The 23,286-nt window shown below is 46.9% G+C and carries 22 protein-coding genes; 13 read left to right on the plus strand and 9 right to left on the minus strand.

Translation table 11 applies throughout. The features are described 5' to 3' along the window. On the plus strand, positions 1-375 hold a 375-nt coding region (locus Q0668_RS14310), incomplete at its 5' end, for a DUF1501 domain-containing protein (protein WP_298865849.1). 42 nt (positions 376-417) lie between these two features. After that, positions 418-858 (plus strand): hypothetical protein, encoded by a 441-nt coding sequence (locus Q0668_RS14315; RefSeq protein ID WP_298865851.1) that lies wholly within the window; start codon positions 418-420, stop codon positions 856-858. A gap of 42 nt (positions 859-900) precedes the next feature. On the opposite strand, the gene Q0668_RS14320 is transcribed toward Q0668_RS14315, so the two are convergent. Next, positions 901-2,508 (minus strand): arylsulfatase, encoded by a 1,608-nt coding sequence (locus Q0668_RS14320; RefSeq protein WP_298865852.1) that lies wholly within the window; start codon positions 2,506-2,508, stop codon positions 901-903. Positions 2,509-2,782: 274 nt separating this feature from the next. On the opposite strand from Q0668_RS14320, the gene Q0668_RS14325 reads away from it, so the two are divergent. After that, a complete protein-coding gene (locus tag Q0668_RS14325; RefSeq protein WP_298865853.1) occupies positions 2,783-3,373 on the plus strand; it encodes a hypothetical protein in 591 nt (196 codons plus the stop codon). Between the two features lie 50 nt (positions 3,374-3,423). On the opposite strand, the gene Q0668_RS14330 is transcribed toward Q0668_RS14325, so the two are convergent. From Q0668_RS14330 to Q0668_RS14340, 3 genes are all read right to left on the minus strand, one after another. Then, positions 3,424-3,744 (minus strand): DUF971 domain-containing protein, encoded by a 321-nt coding sequence (locus Q0668_RS14330; protein WP_298865854.1) that lies wholly within the window; start codon positions 3,742-3,744, stop codon positions 3,424-3,426. 39 nt (positions 3,745-3,783) lie between these two features. After that, positions 3,784-4,182 carry a hypothetical protein gene (locus Q0668_RS14335; RefSeq protein ID WP_298865855.1) on the minus strand — a complete coding sequence of 133 codons (399 nt, stop codon included), beginning with the start codon at positions 4,180-4,182 and terminating at the stop codon, positions 3,784-3,786. Between the two features lie 129 nt (positions 4,183-4,311). Next, positions 4,312-6,216 (minus strand): glycosyltransferase family 39 protein, encoded by a 1,905-nt coding sequence (locus tag Q0668_RS14340; RefSeq protein ID WP_298865856.1) that lies wholly within the window; start codon positions 6,214-6,216, stop codon positions 4,312-4,314. 124 nt (positions 6,217-6,340) lie between these two features. Between Q0668_RS14340 and Q0668_RS14345 the strand changes: the two genes are divergently transcribed. Continuing rightward, positions 6,341-6,724 (plus strand): hypothetical protein, encoded by a 384-nt coding sequence (locus Q0668_RS14345; protein ID WP_298865858.1) that lies wholly within the window; start codon positions 6,341-6,343, stop codon positions 6,722-6,724. Here Q0668_RS14345 and Q0668_RS14350 read toward each other — a convergent pair. Together Q0668_RS14350 and Q0668_RS14355 are read right to left on the minus strand one after the other, a co-directional pair. Further along, complete coding sequence (locus Q0668_RS14350) at positions 6,721-8,157, minus strand: DUF1501 domain-containing protein (RefSeq protein WP_298865859.1); 1,437 nt, start codon at positions 8,155-8,157, stop codon at positions 6,721-6,723. The genes Q0668_RS14345 and Q0668_RS14350 overlap by 4 nt on opposite strands. 3 nt (positions 8,158-8,160) lie before the next feature. Continuing rightward, the gene (locus Q0668_RS14355; RefSeq protein ID WP_298865860.1) at positions 8,161-11,364 is read right to left on the minus strand and encodes a DUF1553 domain-containing protein; all 3,204 of its coding nucleotides are present in this window, start codon (positions 11,362-11,364) and stop codon (positions 8,161-8,163) included. Positions 11,365-11,627: 263 nt separating this feature from the next. Between Q0668_RS14355 and Q0668_RS14360 the strand changes: the two genes are divergently transcribed. Together Q0668_RS14360 and Q0668_RS14365 are read left to right on the plus strand one after the other, a co-directional pair. After that, a complete protein-coding gene (locus Q0668_RS14360; protein WP_298865861.1) occupies positions 11,628-12,533 on the plus strand; it encodes a hypothetical protein in 906 nt (301 codons plus the stop codon). Continuing rightward, on the plus strand, positions 12,530-13,969 hold the full coding sequence (locus tag Q0668_RS14365; protein ID WP_298865862.1) for a hypothetical protein: 1,440 nt from the start codon (positions 12,530-12,532) through the stop codon (positions 13,967-13,969). Before Q0668_RS14360 ends, Q0668_RS14365 begins: the two co-directional genes overlap by 4 nt. A 53-nt stretch (positions 13,970-14,022) precedes the next feature. Here the strand turns inward: Q0668_RS14365 and Q0668_RS14370 are convergent, their stop codons facing one another. Beyond that, complete coding sequence (locus Q0668_RS14370) at positions 14,023-14,529, minus strand: NUDIX domain-containing protein (protein ID WP_298865863.1); 507 nt, start codon at positions 14,527-14,529, stop codon at positions 14,023-14,025. A gap of 200 nt (positions 14,530-14,729) precedes the next feature. Continuing rightward, on the minus strand, positions 14,730-15,074 hold the full coding sequence (locus Q0668_RS14375) for an FHA domain-containing protein (protein ID WP_298865865.1): 345 nt from the start codon (positions 15,072-15,074) through the stop codon (positions 14,730-14,732). A gap of 402 nt (positions 15,075-15,476) precedes the next feature. Here Q0668_RS14375 and Q0668_RS14380 point away from each other — a divergent pair, with 402 nt between their 5' ends. The 7 genes from Q0668_RS14380 to Q0668_RS14410 all read left to right on the plus strand — a co-directional run bounded on the left by Q0668_RS14380 (position 15,477) and on the right by Q0668_RS14410 (position 21,570). After that, a complete protein-coding gene (locus tag Q0668_RS14380) occupies positions 15,477-15,932 on the plus strand; it encodes a hypothetical protein (RefSeq protein ID WP_298865867.1) in 456 nt (151 codons plus the stop codon). Positions 15,933-16,169: 237 nt separating this feature from the next. Continuing rightward, the gene (locus Q0668_RS14385) at positions 16,170-16,754 is read left to right on the plus strand and encodes a glutathione peroxidase (protein ID WP_298865868.1); all 585 of its coding nucleotides are present in this window, start codon (positions 16,170-16,172) and stop codon (positions 16,752-16,754) included. 71 nt (positions 16,755-16,825) lie between these two features. After that, complete coding sequence (locus tag Q0668_RS14390) at positions 16,826-17,995, plus strand: iron-containing alcohol dehydrogenase (protein WP_298865870.1); 1,170 nt, start codon at positions 16,826-16,828, stop codon at positions 17,993-17,995. Positions 17,996-18,112: 117 nt separating this feature from the next. Further along, positions 18,113-19,405 (plus strand): SGNH/GDSL hydrolase family protein, encoded by a 1,293-nt coding sequence (locus Q0668_RS14395; RefSeq protein ID WP_298865873.1) that lies wholly within the window; start codon positions 18,113-18,115, stop codon positions 19,403-19,405. Between the two features lie 51 nt (positions 19,406-19,456). Next, on the plus strand, positions 19,457-20,380 hold the full coding sequence (locus Q0668_RS14400) for a 1-phosphofructokinase family hexose kinase (RefSeq protein ID WP_298865874.1): 924 nt from the start codon (positions 19,457-19,459) through the stop codon (positions 20,378-20,380). Beyond that, positions 20,380-21,081, plus strand: a complete 702-nt coding sequence (locus Q0668_RS14405) for an ATP-binding cassette domain-containing protein (RefSeq protein ID WP_298865876.1) — start codon at positions 20,380-20,382, stop codon at positions 21,079-21,081. The genes Q0668_RS14400 and Q0668_RS14405 overlap by 1 nt, the downstream gene beginning before the upstream one ends. A 123-nt stretch (positions 21,082-21,204) precedes the next feature. Next, positions 21,205-21,570 (plus strand): STAS/SEC14 domain-containing protein, encoded by a 366-nt coding sequence (locus Q0668_RS14410; RefSeq protein ID WP_298865878.1) that lies wholly within the window; start codon positions 21,205-21,207, stop codon positions 21,568-21,570. Here the strand turns inward: Q0668_RS14410 and Q0668_RS14415 are convergent, their stop codons facing one another. After that, positions 21,571-23,124, minus strand: a complete 1,554-nt coding sequence (locus Q0668_RS14415) for a bifunctional aminoglycoside phosphotransferase/ATP-binding protein (protein ID WP_298865880.1) — start codon at positions 23,122-23,124, stop codon at positions 21,571-21,573. Between the last annotated feature and the right edge of the window lie 162 nt (positions 23,125-23,286).

The following is a 23,286-nucleotide window of genomic DNA, read 5'->3' on the forward strand; positions in this document are numbered from 1 at the left end:
AAACGAGTGGACCAACCGGCTGCCGCATTGTTGCACGATTTGGAGCAGCGCGGAATGCTTGAAGATACTTTAGTTGTCTGGGGTGGCGAATTTGGCCGTACCCCGGAAGACCCGACTCAGGATGGTCGTGGCCATAATCATAAAGGATATACCATGTGGCTGGCAGGTGGCGGGGTTAAAGGGGGACTCACCTGGGGCCAGACCGACGAGTACGGCTACGAAGCCGTTTTTGATAAGGTTCACTTGCATGATTTGCACGCCACAATCCTGCATTCGATCGGGCTCGACCATGAGCGTCTGACGTATCGTTATGCAGGTCGTGATTTCCGTCTTACCGATGTACATGGCCATGTCGTTAAGGGACTATTCTCCTGATGCGTTGCGCGGTTTACTATTTAGAAAGAGGAGATAACTACCATGTCGAAATACTATTTTCTTTTGATCTGTGTTCTTCCCCTACTGACTGTATCGGTACTCGCACAGGACGATGCAGCTAAGCCGCCCGCGAAGGAAGCGAAACAGGATTTGCGAGAGTCCATGCTCGGTGCGTGGGTATTGCTGGGGAAACCAGGCGCGACGGAAGAACCCGCAAAGGGGGCGCGGATAAAATTCTGGGGATTGGGACACTGGTCAATTACGCAGGCTGATCCTGAAACCGGTGTTGTCATTGTTCATCATGGAGGAACTTATACACTTGATGGCGACAAGTACCTCGAGACCATTACTTTTGCCAATGAGAATACTAAGGACTATATTGGGAAATCGCTGAAGTTCAAGATTGAAGTCGAAGGAGACACGTATCGACAGTACGGCGATGGAAACCCCTTTACCGAGGAATGGCGACGTTTGAAAAAATAGCGGAGGGACTGAAACCGTAATCAGGCTGGTTCGGTCGCGGTTTCAGATTTTATTTCCTTTGAGAGGAGCCCCGGTCCGTTTGGCCCATTTGAGCCAGTTTTGTTTCATACGTTCAACGCGTTGGGGATGCTGGGCCGCTATGTTGTTGGTTTCAGTGCGATCAGCTTGCATGTCGTAGAGTTCCCATATGGTTTTATCTGCACCCCAGACCAGTTTCCAGCGTCCTTCGCGCACCGCACGATTTCCATATAAGAACCAGCAGAGTGATTCATGTCCGGCGCGTTGTTTACCAGACAGGATCGGCAGTAAGCTTAAGCCTTCCTGTCTGGGAACTGGTTGTCCCTGACGTTCCTGGGGGTATTTGGCTCCCGCGAGTTCCATGAAGGTAGGCATGAAATCCACGATGTGACCTACCTGATGGGTGATGGTATTGGCTTTGATTTTCGCGGGCCAACGTACGATTAAGGGAGTGGCGATACCGCCTTCATAGGTCCAGACTTTGAAGCGACGGAAGGGGGCACATTGAGCCCAGCCCCAGCCAGGGGCGACGAAGTCGTATGTGTTGATCCCGCCGGGCATTTCGCTGTTATACTCTTCGCGAGCTTTGCGAACCGACTCTTTCCAATATCCGGGATAGGAGGCACAGCCGCCATTGTCTGAGAGAAACATAACGATGGTATTGTCTTCGATGCCCGCCTGTTTAATGGCTGTTAAGACGCGACCAATACCCTGATCGAGAGAATCTACCATGCCCGCGTAGACTTCCATGCGGCGTTTTTCCCGTTTCAGGTTGGCGACATCTTCCCAGGCCGGAATTTTGTAATCGAAGCGAAACTTGCTGGCATTGTAATCGGGGGGTGACAATTTCCATTCGGGTTGCATGAGTCCGAGTTTGACCATCCGCTCGAATCGTTGCTCGCGCAGCTTGAAATATCCCTCTTCGTACTTGCCTTTATATTTGGCGATGTCCGCAGGTTTGGCATGTAATGGAAAGTGAGGGGCAGTGTAACAGAGGTGTAGAAAAAACGGGGTATCGGTATTTGCATTCGATTCGATTTGTTTCACCGCATGGTCGGTAAAGGCATCGGTGGCATAGAAATCATCGGGAAACGAAGTGATTTTTTGCTCGTTATGCAGAAAGGTGCGTACCTTACCGCCATTGTAAAAATCGGGATCGGGTTTTGTCGGATAGAAGAAATTACTACAGCCGTCCGCGAGGCCGTAATACTCATCAAAGCCACGATCTGTGGGACGGTTTGGCTTTGTATTTCCGAGATGCCATTTCCCGGTGAGTGAAGTGCGATAGCCGGCTGACTTGAGAACTTCCGCGAGCGTTGTCATATCGTTGTGCAAGAGTCCTCTACCACGTCGGCGCGGATGGAGGCCTGTGAGCAGAGCGGCCCGGGTGGTGACACAGACGGCGCAGTTATAAAACTGAGTGAATCTCAATCCCTCTTGTGCCAATTGATCGAGGTTTGGAGTTTGGATTTCGCTCCCATAGCAGCCGACGTCAGAGTATCCCAGATCGTCGGCCATGATCAAAATGATATTCGGGCGTGGTGGATTTCCAGCAGCGACCGCATCAACGGCCGGGAATCCGAACTGACAAGACAAGGCTACACAAAGGAGGGCAACAATGGGGAATCTCATACAGGCTCACTTCATCCTACTGAAAAGTACTTGAAACGGTTCTTCTGAGGAATCAATCCAATATTATCAGTGCACAGCGATGATGTCCAGCACCTGGGGTCGATGCCAAGAGATGCTCAAACGCGTATGCATTTCAAAAGGAGAATCCCCGGTCTTCATGAAATTCTCTTGAGTGGTCGATGCCGAGTGATATAATCATTTCAGTTCAAGTATGAAATTGTTTCAGCCAACATTTGATAAACCCCTTCGGCAATTTACTCAATGGAAGTATCCCATGCCCGACACTGTTGAAGAGTTTGAACCGGAAGAACCGGAAGAAAAACTTGAAATTGAGAAAAAAGTTCGTTCTCGATTCCGCGTGGTTTTGGTGCATGTGCTGAAAACGTGTGTCTTTCTTCCATTCCCAATCAAGTACCTGTTGTTCGCTATTATCGCAATAGCCAAACCGCCATTAGCTGCCGCGATCGTGTTATGGGCAGTGGGAAGCGTTGCCGTTTACGTTTTTTCCCTGCGCAGATCTCTGTCTTCGATTCGCAAAAAAGTAACGGTTGTGAACCCGGAGGGTTGTATTGTGCCTTCGATCATCGGCTTTGGGCTCTTTGCGTTCTTTAATCTTTTCATAGACCTGGCATTGGCTACAAATTCCGGTACGAATGCGGGACCGCTCATATTGCTCTCGGTCCTATTAACTTTTTGTGTATTTGCTTACCAGTCCCTGATGACACAACGCGAATTTGCGGCAACGGAGGGTGCAAATCCCAAGTTACCCACCAGAGTCTTTGGAATTCTGATCGCGGCCGGTGATCTTGCAATCGTCGTGGGTTTCGTGGCATTCATCGTTGCGGCGATTAACGGTGCATTTTGAATTCTGACAATGGGAGAAGTCATTGGATTTCCGTCTGTCGCATTAATCTGCTACTCCATTACTTCCCCGAGTTCCCGCAATAATTCGAAAGTAAACAGACCGGTATTGTGTCCATCGCTAAAGGTAATTCTATAGGCATAGTTACCCGCCAGACTCATCTTTTCGACTTTCATCGGCTTAAGATCGTCGGGCGAAAGCACCGTAAGCTGCATGGGATCCGCAGTTTCAGCGCCACTCTCATGACGGCAGGCTGCACAAGGACAGGCTTTGCGTAACGCCGAAAAGGGATAACGCTTTCGCTGGCCATCATTCCATTCGATGAGCAATGCCGTGTCGTCGATGAGTTTTAATTCTGTAGGCGAAAAATCCATGTTGTATTTTTTCTATTGATGCTTTTCACATTCATTGATTCAACGGGGCACTGATACAATCGATTTTCTCGATGAACCAAGGGGCACAATATAGTACTTCATCCCGTTAATTTCTTGTTGTTTCCAACCCCTTGGATAGGAATTTGCTTTGGGTAGATCGCGCACCTTAACTGCATTGAGTGGAACGGGCACATTAAACGGAGCTATTGGTGGCCTTGATGGTAAATCACCAACGTGTGTGTAAGTCATCTTCGCTGGTTTAAATTTTTCCAGTTCTGCAACCCGTTTCTCAAGCTGAGCAATTCGTTCGAGTAACTTTTCTGTTTTGCTATCTGAATCCAGTTGTGGTTTTTCAGCCTCGACGGCGCTGCGCAAGCTGCCTGAGGTTAAGCACAATAAAACAGTCACAACTGCGAATGTATAAGACAAATTTTTCATGCTTGAAACTCCTGTTAATGTATTCGACATACAAGATGTTCGGCTCACCGATATCCGAAACCGTTCTGCTGCGAATTGTAGCAGATTCCAGAGATTTGTCAGTATGACTTTATCTGACTGTATTCGTCTTTATTTTCCAGCTGGTTTGTCTGCGTTTGGTTTGTCTGCGTTTGGTTTGTCTGCGTTTTTATCATCTTGCATTTTTTGCAGGATGGTAATGGCCTGCTGTAAGGCTTGTTTCGCTGCGGGAGTTGTGACGTCAAACAGAAACAGGGAATAGCCGGCGCGTTTGATTGGCTTGAGGGAGCGGAATGCGGCAAACGGATCTTTCGAATTTGTATACAGGCCTTGCAGATGATTGGCCGAAAGTGCCAGGTATTTCCAACGATTTAAATCTGCTGGCAACGTGTCTTTTAAAGAGTGGGCATTAATAGAATAGGCTTCTGGATGTGCGGTGCCAAAATAGTAGATTAGACATTGATCTGGATCTTCTGGAGAAAGCTCAGAGAGTATCTTTTTCAGAGCGGGCAGATCCTGCCCCCAGTCGAGATTGGAATCGAGCAGATAGAAATGACCTTTCGAGGGACCTCCGATACTCGAATTAAAATAGGAGAGATAATGCGGTTGAACCGATATAATCGAGACGAGTTGAAAACCGATGCAGACAAAACAGAGTAGTGCAATCACAGAGGTTTTGCGTTGAAACCAGCGCCAGAACTGATCGATCGTAAACAGGAAGAGCAAAGGGTACAGCGTAAGCAGATAACGTTGTCCCAGATTCAAACGACTGGTTAATAACATGAATAACAAAACTGCCATTGCTAACAACCAGATGATCGGAGCATGGTTTGTCGGTTCGTTCGAAACTGGCGTACTGTTATTTTCTGAAGAAAGCGCAGGGTCATCCCCGGAAGATCGACGCCTCATTTTCCAGACATCGCGAATAAAGAAGAGTCCCAGAATGAACCCGAGGATTGTCAGCAGCAGTTCTACAGGCGTACTTTTCAATAACCAGTTCATCGGAAAGAAATACCACCATCCAGACAGTGAGACGTCACCCATAAGATAGGCGTCATGACCGGCGGCGTTATGTAGAAATTGAAATAAGATGCCAGCGAAGGGAGCAGGGCGTTTCAGATGTGAGTTTGAAACTTCCATAATCTTCTGGGCGACGGGGCCACGACCCAGTACGCGGACCCAGGCCGAATAGCCGGGAGTTTCAGCATAAGGGACGGTCTTGAGCGGCCCGCTGAAGCTGAATAAATGCAAGGCCCAGGTGAGGGGGATTGTGAAGAGTAGAAACAGAGTAAAGGAAACCGTGACACGCTTGAGTAATACCCAAAGCGACTTCTTAGAGAATACAGACAACTGCTGTAGCGCCAGCAATGTCATAATAATCAGGATGCAGGGGAATAAAAAGATGCCGGAATATTTTGTTGAAATGGCAATGGATGTGGTCAGAGACAGCCAGAGCAGATTTTTCTTCGTAGGATTTTTCCAGTAGCAAGTGAGTGTTGCCAATGCGATCAAAGCGGCCAAAGTGAAACAGGCATCTGTTGTTGCCAGAGAAAAGTGGGCCGTCATCGTTGGAGAAAATGTGACTAGAGCGGCTCCCAGCAGACCCGCGGTGTAGCCCCTGCGCCGGAACAGCCAGAGGTAAATCAGCAGCATCGTGGGGATTCCGATGAGTATTGAATTGAGGAGCCGTGCCTGATCGATCAGCGGGGGATCGGAGGGATCGCCTTCCCAGACTTCGATTCGTTGATCACCTCCCGCGAACCAGACGGGGGGGAGGTAGTTGAGCAGAATCGGGATGGGTGCGACGCCTTCGCCGCAGATCCGTTCGTCGAGCGTCCCATTTTTGACTGTGGTTAAGGCACAGTTTAAGTAGAACGTTTCATCAAAGGTAGGGCTTTTGGAATGGCGAAACGATGTGGTCTGGATCAGGATGACCATGGCAAACAACAAAGGAGTGCCCCACGCGAGGATGCGCTGGCTCAGCTTTTTCGAACGAATTGTTTTGTTAGTCGGCATATTCAATACTATTTGTGGAACAGGGGGGGGTGAGATAGTATAATAATTCATCTAGCCATAATTATAAATCACGCGTGCTCCCTCTCAAAATAATAACCACACAATAAATGTGATTTAGTTTAACATGTCCAGCGAAAATCAAATTCTTAAATTCGATCTCTATTTAAAATTCGATGACTGGAAAGACGCAATCGCGGCAGAAGCCAAGGTCAACAATGCCTCGATAGAATTATATCATAAATCATTCTATGCCCCTTGTACTATCATTCAAATACTGAATTCAACGAGTCTTTTTACGAGATTTCGTTCCTGGTGGCATCTATCATCAGGAGGTCCGGTCGATGTTTTATCTCAAGATCTCAACTGGATTGCAGACGAAGCAGGTATTACTTGGCTCCGTTTCATTTCTGTATTTACTTCTGACTTGATCATCTACATAAGACCAACTTCTGATGAAGACGGGATCCGATTAAATGACTGGGTCGAAATGGTGAAAGGAACACACTAACTCAATAACGGCTTCACGACTTCGCCGTGAACATCGGTCAGGCGATAATAGCGTCCCTGGAATTTATAGGTCAGTTTTTTGTGATCGATTCCCAAGCAGTGGAATATGGTGGCGTTCAGATCGTGGACGGGCAGGGGGTTTTCGGTGATATTGTAACTGAAATCATCGGTCTGACCGTAAGTCATGCCTGGTTTCATTCCACCACCAGCGGCCCAGATGGAAAAGCAACGCGGATGGTGATCGCGACCATAATTCGTGGCGGTCATAGTACCCTGACAATAGACGGTTCGACCAAATTCGCCCGCCCAGATGACCAACGTATCATCCAGCATGCCGCGCTGTTTCAAGTCGAGAATCAATGCGGCTGTCGCTTGATCGGTTTCGCTGGCGAGCTGTTTGATTTTCGTTGGCAGATTCAAATGATGATCCCAGCCACGATGATACAACTGGATAAACCGCACGCCCCGTTCTGCCAGACGCCGTGCCAGCAGACAGTTGGCGGCATAGGTGCCCGGCTGCTTTGCTTTCTCGCCGTACAAATCGAATGTCGCTGACGATTCTTTTGAAAGGTCTGCCAATTCGGGAACGGACGTCTGCATACGAAACGCCAACTCGTATTGCGAAATTCTCGTGGCAATTTCCGGGTCGCCTTTTTGTTCCAGCGATAACCGGTTGAGTTCGCCTAAATCATCCAGCATTTCTCGCCGGGCTTTTTGATCAACACCGGGTGGATTGGAGAGAAAGAGCACGGGATCGCTGGAACGGCGAAATTTCACTCCCTGATGTTTTGTAGGGAGAAAGCCGCTGCCCCACAAGCGATCGTACAAGGGTTGGCCGCCTGCTCCCGATGTTAATGCGACGAATGTAGGCAGGTCCTTATTTTCGCTTCCCAAACCATAAGATATCCAGGACCCCATACTGGGTCGACCGGCCTGGATGCTACCGGTCTGCAGGAATGTGATCGCGGGATCGTGGTTGATGGCTTCGGTAAACATTGACTTGATCACGCAGATCTCATCTGAGATTTTCGCGGTATGCGGGAGGAGTTCGCTCATCCATCTGCCGTTTTTTCCATGCTGGGCAAACTGAAACATGGAAGCGGCAATCGGAAAACTATTTTGACCGGCCGTCATGCCTGTCAAACGCTGTCCACGGCGGATGGAATCGGGCAATTCGGTTTTGTGATACTTTTTCAATTCTGGTTTATAATCAAAGAGATCAAGCTGCGAGGGTGCGCCTGACTGGCTCAAATAAATGACCCGCTTGGCCTTCGCAGGAAAATGCAAGCCATTTGAAATCGCTTTTTGTGGTTCGGCTGCCCCTGATTCCTGCAGTAGTGTGGCTAATGCAGCCAACCCCACGCCGGCGGTATTCTGGCGCAGAAAGGAACGTCGATTTACCTGCATCTCTAATTCGTTTGATGAATTTTGCATAGATTATTCTCTGTTGATCGTTTCATCCAGGTTCAGAATCAGACTCGCAATCACGGTATAAGCCGCATGCTCTGCTACGTCATATTGTTTTTGAGGCCGTGAATCTCCCACTGATAATAATTGTCTTGCCGCCTGGGGATCTGCCTGAAAACGTTTGTGATAGCGTTCAAAACCTTTGAGGAAGATTCGTATTTCCTCATCCCGCGGTTCGCGTGCTAAAACAATCCGCATGGCAAATTGAATGCGTTCCTCAGGATGTTTTTCCTGCAGATTAATCATGCGTTCTGCGAGTTTTCGTGCTGCCTCAACATAGGTAACATCGTTTAATAATGCTAATGCCTGCAGAGGAGTATTCGTGCGCGAGCGTTTTACGATACAGGTTTCACGCGAAGGGGCATCGAATGTTGACATAGCCGGCGGTGGTACTGTTCGTTTCCAGAAAGTATACATGCTACGCCTGAAAAGATCTTCGCCTGTTCCGGGTTGATATTCCTGACTGGCGATTTCCTTCCAGACCCCCGCGGGTTGATAAGGTTTGACTGATGGCCCGCCAATTTTTGTTTGTAATAACCCTGAAGTAAACAGCGCTTGATCGCGAATGGCTTCCGCTGACAATCGCAATCGCCCCGCACGCGCCAATAGACGATTTTCCGGGTCAAGTTGTTTTAAGTTAGCAGGCAGTCGCGATGACTGGCGATAGGTGGCGGAAGTCACGATGAGTTTTTGCAGTTGTTTTACATCCCAGCCGGAGCGAATAAATTCGGTGGCCAACCAATCGAGAAGATCGGGATGCGTCGGCCAGTCTCCCTGTGATCCAAAATCTTCAGTGGTTTTTACCAGCCCATGTCCAAAATACATTTGCCAATAACGATTCACAATCACTCGGGCCGTTAACGGGTTCTGTGGGTCTACCAACCAGCGGGCCAGTCCCAGGCGGGTGGGAGGCAAACCGGGGGGTAAGGTTCCCAGACTGGCGGGAATCCCGGCGGTAACTTGTTCACCCGGTTTATCATATTCGCCTCGCATTAACACAAACGTTGGCTTTTGCTCTTTCCGTTCCTGCATCACCATACTTGTGGGTAGACTCCGGTAATACGACTTCCTGGCTTCTTTCAGCCCCTTTAAATTCGTCACAGCAGAACGATATTTTCCCGGTGCACGAAACGTCAAAAAATAGCGATTCAATTTCATCCGTTGAGGAGCGGATCGTTCCGTTTCGGGGATACCAAGAATTTGACTGACCGGTTCCCTAACAAGCGCCATTGAAATTCGCTCTTGTGACAAGTCTGTACGATAAATTTTCAGTTCATCGACTAAGCCAAGAAAATGATGCTGTTTGTGATAAGCCCCAAACTGGAACGGCGAAGGAAAAGAAAATCCGCCCGTCAGGATATTCATTTCGACCTTTAAATTTTGTAGCTCTCCATTAACATAGAGGAGAAAATCCCGTGCCTGTGAATTGCCGGCATACGTCAGCACAATCTGCGACCATCGATTCATTTCCAATTTGTTCGTTGACTGTAGACGAATGGCATCATCCAGCCAGCGCGGCCCCATATCAATTCTGAGTTTTCCCTTGTCGAGAAATACTCGAAAACCACTTTCATCCTGTGCGGGAGTTAAGGATGCCAGAATCGTACCGTCAGATTGATGAGGCTTGGCCCAGAACACAATTGAGAACGGATCTTTGTCACTCAAAGTCGGCTTTGCACTCGCTTGAGCTACAGATTTCCCATTTAAGAAAAGTGCCTGACCTTCAATTCCCTGTTTGAATTCTGATTTCGCAGAAGAGGTATCCTGCTTGGATTGAATCAGATCACTGGAAGCTGTCGTTTTTTTAGCGTAGAAATCCTGTTTTTGTTTACCGATGTTCTGCATCTTTAAATCGCCATCAAAGGCAATATGATATGCCAGATGGTGTTCCGGATACTTCAACTGCAGGTCTCCGGTTGGAATCTGCTGTTCCCACTCTTTTTGAAGCTGTTTCAACTCGGGCTGTGCGTTTTGCAGAACCTCTTCCAGCGACTGAATTTCTTTATCAAGTTCGGCAAGCTGTGTTTGTTGTTTTTTCGTAGGTGCTTTTACAAAGGGCGCCACATTTCCATATTTAATAACGCGGCCTCGCTCGGGAATATTATTAAAAAACGCGATCAACTGATAAAATTCTTTTTGAGAGATTGGGTCATATTTATGCTCATGACAGCGGGCACAGCCGATCGTCAAACCGAGCCAGACAGTGCCTGTGGTCTCTACTCTGTCGACGGCATATTCCAGAAGATATTCATCAAAAATAATCCCCCCTTCGGAATTCGCACGGTGATTTCGATTGAAGCCGGTCGCGATCTTCTGATTGAGTGTTGGCTGCGGAAGCAAATCACCGGCGAGTTGTTCTACCGTGAATTGATCGAAAGGCTTGTTACTATTGAATGCTTCAATCACCCATTCGCGCCAGCGCCACATATGCCGTTCGCCATCAGTTTGATAGCCACTCGTATCTGCATAACGGGCCGCATCAAGCCATTCCATCGCCATTCGTTCGCCGTAATGAGGTGATTTTAATAATCGTGCGACCAATTTATCGTACGCGGTTGCCGAGTCATCCCGATAAAAATGATCCTGCTCCCCCAGTGTGGAAGGCAGCCCTGTCAGGTCGAGGCTGAGTCGCCTGATGAGCGTTGGTTTGTCCGCTTCAGGAGAAGGTGAGAGATCCTGCTGTTCAAGGCGAGCTAGAATAAACGCATCAATGGGATTGCGGACCCAGCCTGTCTGTTTCACTTGAGGAATTTCCGGGCGATGCGGTGGGATAAACGCCCAATGTTTTTGCCAGCGTGCACCGCCGTCAATCCATTGTTTGATCGTTTTAATCTGAGCGGGAGTAATCTGCTTGCCGGACTTGGGAGGGGGCATCTGCAAATCGGGATCGCTTGATATCAGTCGCGAGAACAACTCGCTCTCTAATGCCTTGCCTTTAATTACTACGGCAGACTCGGAATCGTTACCTAACAAGCCTTCTTTCAGGTCGAGTCGTAAATCTGCTTTGCGCTGGGACTGGTCGGGACCATGACATTGAAAACAGAGATCGGACAGAATGGGCCGAACATCACGATTAAAATCGATCTCCGCGGCAGGAAGCTGACTGAAATTTATCAGCAGAACCAATAGCAGAACTGGCAAACAAAATGGAATGTCCCGAAATAGCAGTCTCATCAAAGCAGTCCCCGAACCGACATTGTCTTATTGTGGTTGAACCTGAAACGATGCAGTGAACTGAAATTGTACCATGCCCCGGCACTGTCTGCCACTCCTGACAAGCTACAGATGAGAGACTCACAATCAGTTATTTTCGAAGCGTTTGAGATACCCAGAACTTATTGACAACCCATGACTGAAGGCATAGACTCAAGCTTTCTTCAATTGGTTTCTGGCTGAAATTACTAATCCCTCTTTAAATCTCCTCTTGAGTCTCAATCATGTCGCTTCTGGTTCGGATGATCCTGATAATGCTCGCGATTGTTTCCGTTCCAGGCCTGGTATTCGTATGGCTGATGCCCATAGATTTTTTCCAATCCTGGATGATTGAACGCGCAGGCCCTGATCATTATTCCCAATTTGCTGCACACGAACAGGCTTCGGCGGCGATTGTCTTTTTACGAATCCTGCTGCCTTTGATTGCGATCTTCACATTTGCAGGTGTTTACTTTCATGCGCGCCTGGTCAAATTTGTGACTCATTGCAAGATCGCCGTTTTTGAACAGACTTTAATCAAACAGGAGGAGAAGCAAGATGGCAATCGAACCCTCCTGTTCCGTAGTCTGTTACTGGTATGGTTTGGCCTGGCACTCTTTCATTTTGGAAAGGGTGTCGAGAGAAGATTAGAAGACTGGCCCTGGTATCATTTTCATTCAGGTCCATCCATCATGCCCAACATCAGCGAATCAAACCGAGATGTCATTCGTTTTCTCAAAGAAGCGACGGATGAAAACTCACGTATTTTAGTATTAAGCGACCAGAAACTATTTTTTCTTTCCTACTATTTACTGCCGCGAAAGTTATTTCATCTAATTCATCCCGAAAGTGAGTTTGTCATTCCCAAAGAGTATCAGCAACGGCAGTTGAAAGCTTATCGGCTATCCGACCTTGACGAAGCATACCTCGCTCGCATTGCTCCCGATTATATTCTCGAATACTATGAAGGCGACGATTATCTTGAGAAAGAGCGACTGAGGGAAGATCCACGTTGGATGCAATTTCAGCAGAGTCGACAGGGACCTCAATACCAGCCAACCTATAATATAAGACTGCATAAATTTCAGCCTGACACGACAAGTTCCAACTCCCCAATTCGAGTTATACCGCAGCAGGGGGTCGCACCGTGATCAACCTGCTTTTGATTCTATTGGGTTCGTTAGGTGTGTGGGGCATTGGTCTCACTCTCGCCCAATTCTTGCTTCCTGAATCTTCAAACAATTCTCGAACGAAATCCAATCTGGCAGAACTTCTAGGCCTGGGGCTGGTTTTGGGTTTCGGCAGTACCTCTCTGTTTTATCTATTATGGGGAATAGTGGGACTACAATACTCACGTGGACTCGCCGTTTCGTGGATGAGTGTTGGGCTTGTTTTGGGAGCGGCTACACTTTTTCTCCGCCACCGTTCCTTAAGGCAAAAAAGTCAAGCAGTTTTAAAACCAACTTCCGCCGTGGAGAATGATTTTCGATATCTGTGCCTGGGAATACTGTTAATTCTCACTGCTTCCACTCTGTTTCAGACTTTAATGACACCACAACGTTTCTGGGATGAACGCGCGATTTTTGGACTGAAATCGATTGTCATTTTTCAGGATGCCACCATCCAAAGCGAAACGCTACAACACCCCGATTTTGTGCAGTATCACCCCAAATACCCATTACTGATCCCGCTGAACGAAGCTCATTTCTATCTATTGATGGGTGAGGTGAACGACCGTTGGCCCAAAGTGATGTTTCCACTCCTGTATATCGGAATGGTGCTCACGTTTCTCGGCGTGTTGCTACGATCCACTCAGCAAACAGCGCGCTCATGGTTATTTACATTAATGCTGGCGACTGTTCCCGTGATGGTGCCCTGGGAATATGGATTTCTTTCCGGGCAGGCAGATGGGCCTGTCGCCTGTTTTCATACGGTCACGCTACTGTATCTCTGGAGCTTTCTCTATGAGAAAATACAATCAAATCCGGAACCCATGGTTTTATCTCGCTCGCCAATCATCGCGGGCATGACTGCTGCTTTGACCATTTTCACGAAGGATGAAGGGATTGCCTTTTTTCTGGTCGAGCTGATTGCAATTAGTATCGTGATAATTCTGTATTTTCGAAACCAATTGATTTCGTTTGCGAATTCTCTTTTCTCTTTTGGCTTAACAACAGTGATTATTGTCGCGCCCTGGTTTTTTCATCGCAACCAACTTCCATCTACGACAGAAATGGCATATTTCAGCAGAATGCAGATCACCACACTGACCGAGGGTTTTTCAGCATTCATCTGGGCAATTCAACATCTGTTCCAGGTTATGTTTTTGGAAGCCTGGAAATGGGGATTGCAATGGTGGGTTGTAATAGTCTCTCTATTCGCTTTCCCAAAAACAGCAATCAAACCTCATCAGCTGTTCCTACTATTAAATATTCTGGGCGCATTGTCGGCTTTGATCATTGCGGGGATGATTGCCCCCACACCAGTCCAGGAACATATAGGCGGCTCAAGTCTGCGTTTTTTAATGCAGATCTCCGGCGGTGCCATTCTGTTTATCGCGGGTCAATGGATGTGCGATAAAGATTAACGGGCTGTTAAGCTACTTGAGTGAGAAATTTGTGGTTAAAATACGCCCGCTCATCAATCATAATTTTCACGATACCAGCGATAGAGCTGGCGAAAAGGAGGAGTGAACTGCTCCTCGTCTTCCCGCAACATTTTGTCGATCGATGTGAATTCGAAAAACTCTCCGCGCTCAATTTCACCGGGATCGAAAGTGAAGGGACCATTAGAATAAGTCCGAAACAAGACGGTATGTTCATTCGCGTTTTGAGGAGTGCCGGGAAATTTTTCCAACCATTCAAGTGGCGTATTGATGCCAATTTCTTCGTTCATTTCGCGTTGCGCAGACTCGGCATAATCTTCTCCTGCACTCAGATGACCGGATGCAGATGAAGTATAGCATTGAGGATATTCATCTTTTGTGGCAGAGCGAAATTGCAGTAGTAACTCTCCAACGGAATTGAAAACAAACACGTTGGCGGCTCGGTGCAACAACTTTCGAGCATGAACAACAGAACGGGGCAATTGCTCCAGTACTCGATCCTGATCATCAACCACATCGAAGAGTTCTTCTGATTCCCTCATAGAATTTTCTCTTAACTGAGAGTCAGCCGATATCTGATTTTAAATGATCCATCCTGGAAATATCGTCAGCAAATCCGGCACGATCATAATGATTGTGTAGTACCAGAAAAATGAGATCGCATTTTTTGAAACTTGCACCGCCAATACACGCCGCTATGGGGTCAATGGCTCAAAGCACGCTGTTGAAGATGAAATTCGGATTAAATGGAATTCTCGGAGAAATAACTTTCTTCGTAATCTTCCTGTCCTTCGTCGTCATAATAACTGACAACATAATTCGCCATGCCGATGGTAAGCACATCACCCGGGTAAAGGGGGGCTTCATTCACAATTTCGGAATTGACAATCGTCCCATTCGTAGATTCGAGATCACGCACACGAACTGCATTATTATAAAACGTCAATTCACATTGTTGACGACTCAACATTGGATCAAGAATTCGTAGTTCACAGCTATTACTTCTGCCCAGTACAACAGGTAACTCGTCTACACTGACATCAATATCCGGTAAATCAGGATGATCACTGATAAGATGAATTTTCATGGGAGAACCTTTTTACTCTCTGAGCAGAACAGAAATCAGTGGATGATTCAAAAAATCTGCTTTAGGGGGCAGGCAATTTAAGGGGTAGGAATAAGTGAGGATCGTAACTGTCAAATTAAATTCACATACGTAACTACTTATGCGTAATTCTACTAACAAGAATCTAAGCACGCAATGGGAAATTGAAAAAAGATAGTAAAATCTGAATTTCCCTTAGAATACGGGAAATCAGTGATTTCCGAAATAGTGTGGGATCTAGGCTTTCAGGCTGATTTCTTCGGGGAAGCCTGTCAATTCCCGGTAAATAGTCCCTGCTGTAACTTCCTTGGTGTTAAAATTTTAGCGGGGCAATAAATCGTTTAACTGCCTGATATTTGAGTTCGAAAAAGGGTCTCTTCTAAGATGAGCAACTTCGTTGGTTCGTTTATCCTGTTCCAAACTTCAATCGACCAGAAACTTCACTGGTTGGCCCACTGGAACTACGAACGCCAGGAATTCATGCTGCCGGGTGCCAAGAAAAAACCTTTCGAAACTTTTCAACATTGCCTGATTTATGAGCTTGAGAAGACGTTTGAATTAGCTCCCTTTGATGATTTTATCCTTTCTCAAGAACCGCTGACTCACCTGGCCTTCAGTAACAAACCTACTCCCTCCGAATCTTCTGAACATTATATAATCGAATTATTTACCTTTCAGGAACTCCAAGATTCTGCGCGTAAAATTCTGGATGACGATCTGAGAAACCGCTGGATCAACGAACAGGAAATTGAAGCTGGATCGACATTAGATGCTTTTCCCATCGCTGACCTATTTCGGTCTTTATTTCACAAAGCAAAGCTCGCCAACCGCCTCTCCTGAACCAAATTCAGATTTCCCTAATAATACGCAATCAATATGCCAATCAGGTTTCTGTTTCGAAAATGATTGAGTAGAATGATACTTGATGATCCTTGATTGTAGCATTTTCACGCTGAATGAACTTATAATATCCCATCAGGGGTTGTTTCGTTTCCGCAAGATGCGTTCTAAAGAACCATTTGTTTTCGTTATTCAGAACCGAGCGTATTGCCCGGATCCCAAATTTTGGAGAGATCTATGAGAAGCCTCAAAACAATAACCGTTCTGGCAGGTATGCTGGCGATTTCCTTATCAAGTACTTTTGCCGGTGAAAACAGCAAAAAATCTGTTTCCCCAGTCTTGAATCATAAAATGAAATCTCTTGACGGCAAAGATGTCGAGCTGAGCAAATACAAAAACAAAGTATTACTCATCGTTAATACCGCCAGCAAGTGCGGTGCTACACCCCAGTATAAAGATCTGCAGGCGCTGCATGAGAAATACAAAGGTCAGGGTCTTGTCGTCCTCGGCTTTCCCTGTAACCAGTTTGGTTCTCAAGAGCCTGGAACTTCCTTGCAGATCTCTGAATTCTGTACCAAGAACTACGGGGTGACTTTTGACTTATTCAGCAAAACCGATGTGAACGGCGACAATGCCAGTGACCTTTATAAATATCTGACATCAAAAAAAGCCAATCCCAAAACTGCGGGTCCCGTGAAATGGAATTTCGAAAAATTTCTAATCAACCGCAATGGAGAAATCGCAGCCCGCTTCAGCACACGTATCAATCCACAATCTGCAGAGGTTACCAAGGCAGTGGAAGCTGAACTCAAAAAACAATAATCACCCCTGTATTACAACAAAGGGATACATCTGAAAGCGATGTATCCCTTTTTTTATTTCGAGCTCAGATTATGAACTATGATTTTTTCTCGCCCTCACAAATTTCATTTGGCTGGGGACGATTCGAGGAACTGGGGCCTCTGGCCGGTTCCCTGGGAGCACGTGGCCTGATCATTTCCGGATCCCGTTCGCTGGAATCAAATGGAGTGATCGAAAAATTAAAACGCCTACTCACTCGTTCTAATATCACCAGCGAATTCATCACTACGATTTCTCATGAACCTGAAGTTGCAGATGTAGATCAGACCACAAATATCCTGCATCACATGGGAATCAGAGCAGGGGATTTTCTGATCGGAATAGGCGGAGGTTCGGGAATTGACCTGGCTAAGGCATGCGCCGCGATGGTGACCAACCAGGAAAGCGATACCGTACTGGATTATCTGGAAGGAGTGGGACGAGGCTTGAAACTGACACAGCCTCCTTTACCGATGTTGGCGATTCCGACTACCGCAGGAACTGGCAGCGAAGCTACGAAGAATGCAGTCATTTCCAGCCACGCTCCCGCATTTAAGAAAAGCCTGAGAGCCGACCAGATGATCCCTAATCTGGTTCTCTGTGATCCTCAATTAGCATGTTCGGTTCCCCCCGATATTACGGCGCGAACCGGCATGGATGCGATCACACAATTATTGGAAAGTTATATCTCCTGTCGCGCGCAACCGATACCGCAAGCACTCTGCCTGCAGGGTCTCAAACTGGCACTGTCTGGAATTACAGAAGCAGTTGAAGACGGAACTTCCCGCTCGGGACGCGAAAACATGGCACAGGCGGCTTTACTTTCTGGTCTCGCTTTAGCCAATTCCGGATTGGGAATGGCACACGGTGTGGCGCCCGCTCTGGGAATTCACTGCCAGATCCCACATGGACTGGCCTGCGCCATCATGCTGCCTGCCACACTACAAGCAAATATATCCGTCCGTCAGAAAGAGTATGCCGACATCACTCATTTCATTGCCCCTGAGCTTTCAATTTCAGAGGCAGAGGCGGCGCATTGGCTTATCGATAAAATTCAATCTCTAAATGATCGCATTAAGATTCCCCGCAGACTTTCTGAACTGGGCGTGAATCAATCCCATATTCCGGATCTGGTCGCCAGTTCCCGAGGCAACAGTATGAGTGGTAATCCTCGAGAAATCTCCGATACAGAACTGACTCAAATTCTGGAAGATCTTCTGTAATCATTTACGTGATCAAACAGTTCTCCCACTTCCCTTTACTCATTTCAATACCGCTGGCCATTCGTTAGAATGAAATTTCCCAGTTGAATCGTTGACGATCTTTTCCGAGAAAATAACATGCCCCCTTCATTCATCAAGCTACTCATCCTCTCATTCTTTTTCTCAGGTTCATATGAATTTGCGAAAGCAGCTCCCCCTGTTTACCATCCTGTCAAAGCAAAACTGGTTCAACCACGTCAGGGAATCGGTAACACGTTACTCAAACTCAAACAAAAGCAGGACGTTCGAGTGGCCTATCTGGGAGGCTCAATCACGGCTGCTCCCGGCTGGAGAGTCAAAACCACCAAATGGCTGCAAAAGGCATTTCCTCAATCCAAAATACATGAGATCCACGCCGCCATCGGAGGCACGGGCAGCGATCTAGGAGCGTTTCGACTGGAACATGATGTTCTCCAACACCGTCCCGATCTGGTTTTCATCGAATTTGCTGTGAATGATGGAGGCCGACAACCGGAATCGATCTGGGAATCGATGGAAGGTATCGTGCGTCAAATCTGGACAGCCAATTCTCAAACAGATATCTGTTTCGTTTATACATTTCGTGTGAACTATGAAAATGATTTGCGCAAGGGAGAGTGCCCGCGCGCTGCCTCTGCAATGGAATTACTAGCCGAACATTATGGCATACCCTCCATCAACGTAGCCTTGAAAATAGTCGAACTTGAAAGTCTTGGAAAACTCATCTTCAAGTCAGACACACCACTGTCTGATGAAGTCATTCAGTTTTCCAAGGATGGTGTTCATCCACTCGACCGTGGACATGAGATTTATACCGAAGTGATCGGAAATGCAATTGAACAGATGCAATCGACCTCAGAACCGGTAAATCATGCCTCACAATTGAAACGTCCTTTTGTCACAGGACACTGGACTGACGCCAAAATGGTGCCGCTGACATCAGCAATGCTCGCCGGCAACTGGATGACACTTCCTGAGAACGATCCCTTGATGAAACGATTTGGCGGTCGCATGGGGCAAATCTGGGAAGCTGACAAACCGGGTAGCCGACTTACTTTTCGATTTCGCGGTTCGCAGGCGGCTCTCTACGATCTGTTAGGCCCTGATGGCGGGCAAGTACTGATTACGATTGATGGAAAGCAACAAACGAAACTTAGACCCCGATTTGACAGTTACTGCACCTATCATCGAATCGCGACATTAAAACTTGCACAGAACCTGGACCCGCAAGCGATCCATACGGTCACTGTCGAAATCCACCCGGAACAACCCGACCGCTCTCCCGTTGCATTTCGCCTTAAGGATCCTGCTCAGGAATTAAAAAAAACCAAATACCAGGGAACGAAAATTCGTGTTGGTAAAATCATGCTGAGAGGCGAATTGGTTCCATGAAAGTTTGGGCAAGACTTCTTTTTACTTTTTACTGGTTAAGGCAATTGTAGAATGATCATCGCAGCCGGCCTGAGTCCGGCCTGGCAACAGATTCTGGAAGTCCATTCCCTGCAAACAGGCGAAGTCAATCGCTGCCAGTCTGCCAAGTGGTGTGCTTCGGGTAAAGTCGTCAATGTCGGAATTGCCTTACAGCATCTGGGAAGCGCGAGCGAAACTCTTTTCCCTGCTGGCGGGTATGTGAAGAGTTTAATTGCATCTGATCTGAAACAGCTCAACGTTCCTTTTCATGATCTCCCGCAACAAAACTCAACTCGCATCTGCACCACGATTCTGGATTTATCAACTCACCAGACAACAGAACTCGTTGAAAACGCGACGTCGCTCTCAAAAGAAGAAGTTGATACGTTTTCCACTGAATACATGCGTCGTACCTCATCGGCAAAAGTGGTCGTGCTGACAGGGTCACTTCCAGCGGGAACTCCTGCGACAATTTATCAAGATCTGATTGCAAAAACTAATTGTCCCGTCATTCTGGACGCGCGTGGTGCTGAACTGGAAGCAGCATTGAAACAAGCACCCTTTCTCGTAAAGCCAAATCATGAGGAACTCGAACGTACTCTCTCCCGCTCCCTATCAAATACGGAAGAACTCATCAAAGGTATGCAGGAACTCAATCAACGCGGTGCAACCTGGGTGGTCATCTCGCAGGGAAAAGCGGCTCTCTGGGCGAGTTCTGCCGATCAGGTATTTCGCTTCACACCTCCCTTAGCCGAAGTCGTCAATCCGATAGGCTGTGGCGATTGTCTGGCTGCTGGGATCGCCTGCGGTATCGAAAAAGGCTGGGCCGTTCCGGAAGCTATTCGCTGGGGCATGGGAGCTGCTGCGGACAATTTGACGCAACTTCTGCCGGGAAGACTTTCTGTCACAAACGTGCAATCATTCTTTGAACAAGTCAAAATGGAGCAGATTGTTTAATGAATGAGGAAAAGAGTGGTCAGCATTGTCTTCTGGAAGCCGATAACATTGGACGACAAATCTCAACGGGACAGTGGCTTATCAGACATAAATCGCTTAACGTGCAGCCGGGCGACCGTATCGCAATCGTGGGGCCGAATGGTTCGGGAAAATCGCTCTTCCTGCGATCATTAGCCATGCTTGATGAAATTCAGGAAGGGGAAATCCGATTTCTTGGCGAGTCAGTTGAAGACAAACAGTTACCCTCATTTCGCAGTCAGGTTGTTTACCTTCAGCAAAACCCTGTTTTGATCGAAGGCACTGTCGAATCCAACCTGGAATTTGCGCTGCAATTTCAGGCGAACGAAAATAAACCTCATGATCTCTCCCAAGTCATGAATTTGTTGAATTCCTTCGAGAAACCAGATGAATTCCTGCACTTAAAGTCCAGCGCGCTCTCAGGAGGTGAAGCACAAATTGTCGCATTGCTACGTGCTCTGATTTTATCACCACGCGTCCTGCTACTGGATGAGCCAACGTCTGCGCTGGACCCAGATACATCTTCTCGATTCGAATCAATGATAGATGCCTGGATGGAAACATCTAAACAAAGTCCCGCCTTCGTTTGGATCACGCACGATCATTTACAGGCGCATCGCATTGCCCGCCAGATAATGACATTTCCCTCTGGCACAGTAACTCTTTGCCCGGAAACTCAATAATTGTCAGTTCTGAGAGTCGCTTACAATTTATGAAATCTTCATTCACTGAATTGGAAACAGATCGGTATTCAAGTATGCTATAGAGTATAGGAACTTCTCTCACCATTCATCAGGAGTTATCTCATGACCATTGATATTCAACACCACGCAGAACAAAATTATGTGGAAATTAAACTTTCCGGTAAATTAGTCAAAGAAGACTACCACGATTTCATGCCGGTTATTGAAACATTGATCGAGCATCATGGTCCACTGCATATGCTGGTGGAATTACATGATTTCCATGGCTGGAGTGTGGGCGCCTTATGGGAAGATATGAAGTTTGATGTGAAACATTTCAAAGATATCCAATTCCTGGCCATTGTGGGTGAAAATAAATGGCAAGAAGGTATGTCCAAATTCTGCTCACCATTTACCTCAGCCAAAATCAAATATTTTGATGCGACTGAAATGGATGCCGCCAAAGCCTGGATCGCCGAAACTTCTTAGTCAACTATTTGCTTCAGACTGACGATCTCTGACCAATTGAACCAACATTTCCTTCGTCCATTCCTGATCCGATGGAAGAAAGACTGTCTGTGCGCGCTCAGATTCTGTTAGCGGTTCGACCTCTGCCAATTGGCGTGCTAAAACTACTGTCGTCGCATCAGAAGGATCGTTACCCTTAGCCTGCCTTGCGGCGATGCGGGACCTGAGCACCTCTTCGTCAGCCGTGAACTTAAACAGGAGAAAGGGAACCTGCATCTGCTTTGCCAGTTCCCGAAATAGAGTTCGTTGCCATACTTTTAAAGAAGTGGCATCGACAATCACATTCCACCCTGCATTCAGAATCATCTGACTTAGCTCAGATAGACGCTGATAGGTCTTGCGAGTATGGTTTTCTGAATATAATTCTGTTTCTGTTACGTGGTTTTCTGTCTGTAGGCGTTTCCGCTCCACGTCGGAGCGAATGCGGATAGCCGGCATGCCTTCCAGTAATAGTTCACTTCCATATGATTTACCGCTTCCCGAAACACCATGCGTCAACATCAGTACCGGTTCCGTCTTCCGTGCATACTGATTTGCCAGATCTAAATACGTGTGAAACTCATCTTGAACCTCAGTCACTTCTTCTTCTGAAATATGTTGTTGACTATAACGCAAGGCTGCAACTTTTGCGCGGACCATAGCCCGATATGATAAATAGAACTTCAATAAAGGAACACCAGCATAATCGCCGGTGAGTTCCAGATAACGATTCAGGAATCGCATGGCATAATCAGCGCGTCCACGATCTTCCAGATCCATCACTACAAACGCTACTTCACTCATGACGTCCCCCCAGCGAAGTGCGGCATTGAATTCCAGACAATCGAAAATCGTCACGCCTTTTTCACTGAGAATCATATTGTTCAAATGCATATCGCCATGACATTCGCGAATAAAACCTTGAGACTTTCGTAGTGACAAGGATTCTTTGTGGCTCTCAAACCAAAGTTCATTCGCTGTTCGGATCAACTTGACCTTTTCCTGAACCGAGACATCAGTCGGAAACAACTTTTGCAAATGTCTAAAATTTTCCGTTATCGGCTCCATGATCTTTTCTGGTGTTCCCCATTCTGAATCGTCGTCGGCAATTGCAATGGCGGCATGGAACCCCGCTACTTCCTGCGCAAGGTAATCAATGTGCGCTGCCCTTAACGCTCCTCGTTCTATCGCATGACTTAATAGATTTTTCTGATCAAATTGAACCATTTGCACCGCGAAATCAATAATTTCGCCAGTCCCATTGAACTCAGGCGAAGTTTCCGTTCCCGTAATCGGTAAAACGTCAAGATAGAGCTCTGGTGCTAACCGGTGATTCAGGCGGATTTCTTCGTAGCAATATTTCTCTCGTAGCGCCAATGTCGAAAAGTTGACAAAACCCAAATCGATATGTTTTTTGAGCTTGTAGGCGTAGGGACCGGTTAATAACACCCAGGAAATATGCGTCTCTAATAGTTGAAATTCTTCGACCGGATGATCGTAGAGCGACCTATCCTGCAGTGAATCGATTAACATCATGCATCTTCCTGCCTTCAAAAAGATTTTCTTTGAGAGTTCTACATCATAACAAAATTATTTCGAAGATTAGAGTCCTGTTTGAATAAGTTCTACAAACTCAATGGCAAAATCATGAAAGGCATCTGACTTCTCATCAACGAACAAAACATCTATTATCTTAAA

Source organism: uncultured Gimesia sp. (genome assembly GCF_937910335.1).
GTDB lineage: Bacteria > Planctomycetota > Planctomycetia > Planctomycetales > Planctomycetaceae > Gimesia.

Coding starts and splice junctions, on each gene's coding strand:
- Q0668_RS14345 (WP_298865858.1), top strand. CDS start 6,341: ATGTCCAGCGAAAATCAAATTCTTAAATTCGATCTCTATTTAAAATTC.
- Q0668_RS14315 (WP_298865851.1), top strand. CDS start 418: ATGTCGAAATACTATTTTCTTTTGATCTGTGTTCTTCCCCTACTGACT.
- Q0668_RS14375 (WP_298865865.1), bottom strand. CDS start 15,074: ATGAAAATTCATCTTATCAGTGATCATCCTGATTTACCGGATATTGAT.
- Q0668_RS14395 (WP_298865873.1), top strand. CDS start 18,113: ATGCCCCCTTCATTCATCAAGCTACTCATCCTCTCATTCTTTTTCTCA.
- Q0668_RS14380 (WP_298865867.1), top strand. CDS start 15,477: ATGAGCAACTTCGTTGGTTCGTTTATCCTGTTCCAAACTTCAATCGAC.
- Q0668_RS14335 (WP_298865855.1), bottom strand. CDS start 4,182: ATGAAAAATTTGTCTTATACATTCGCAGTTGTGACTGTTTTATTGTGC.
- Q0668_RS14350 (WP_298865859.1), bottom strand. CDS start 8,157: ATGCAAAATTCATCAAACGAATTAGAGATGCAGGTAAATCGACGTTCC.
- Q0668_RS14325 (WP_298865853.1), top strand. CDS start 2,783: ATGCCCGACACTGTTGAAGAGTTTGAACCGGAAGAACCGGAAGAAAAA.
- Q0668_RS14320 (WP_298865852.1), bottom strand. CDS start 2,508: ATGAGATTCCCCATTGTTGCCCTCCTTTGTGTAGCCTTGTCTTGTCAG.
- Q0668_RS14340 (WP_298865856.1), bottom strand. CDS start 6,216: ATGCCGACTAACAAAACAATTCGTTCGAAAAAGCTGAGCCAGCGCATC.
- Q0668_RS14330 (WP_298865854.1), bottom strand. CDS start 3,744: ATGGATTTTTCGCCTACAGAATTAAAACTCATCGACGACACGGCATTG.
- Q0668_RS14410 (WP_298865878.1), top strand. CDS start 21,205: ATGACCATTGATATTCAACACCACGCAGAACAAAATTATGTGGAAATT.
- Q0668_RS14400 (WP_298865874.1), top strand. CDS start 19,457: ATGATCATCGCAGCCGGCCTGAGTCCGGCCTGGCAACAGATTCTGGAA.
- Q0668_RS14405 (WP_298865876.1), top strand. CDS start 20,380: ATGAATGAGGAAAAGAGTGGTCAGCATTGTCTTCTGGAAGCCGATAAC.
- Q0668_RS14355 (WP_298865860.1), bottom strand. CDS start 11,364: ATGAGACTGCTATTTCGGGACATTCCATTTTGTTTGCCAGTTCTGCTA.
- Q0668_RS14390 (WP_298865870.1), top strand. CDS start 16,826: ATGAACTATGATTTTTTCTCGCCCTCACAAATTTCATTTGGCTGGGGA.
- Q0668_RS14385 (WP_298865868.1), top strand. CDS start 16,170: ATGAGAAGCCTCAAAACAATAACCGTTCTGGCAGGTATGCTGGCGATT.
- Q0668_RS14370 (WP_298865863.1), bottom strand. CDS start 14,529: ATGAGGGAATCAGAAGAACTCTTCGATGTGGTTGATGATCAGGATCGA.
- Q0668_RS14360 (WP_298865861.1), top strand. CDS start 11,628: ATGTCGCTTCTGGTTCGGATGATCCTGATAATGCTCGCGATTGTTTCC.
- Q0668_RS14415 (WP_298865880.1), bottom strand. CDS start 23,124: ATGATGTTAATCGATTCACTGCAGGATAGGTCGCTCTACGATCATCCG.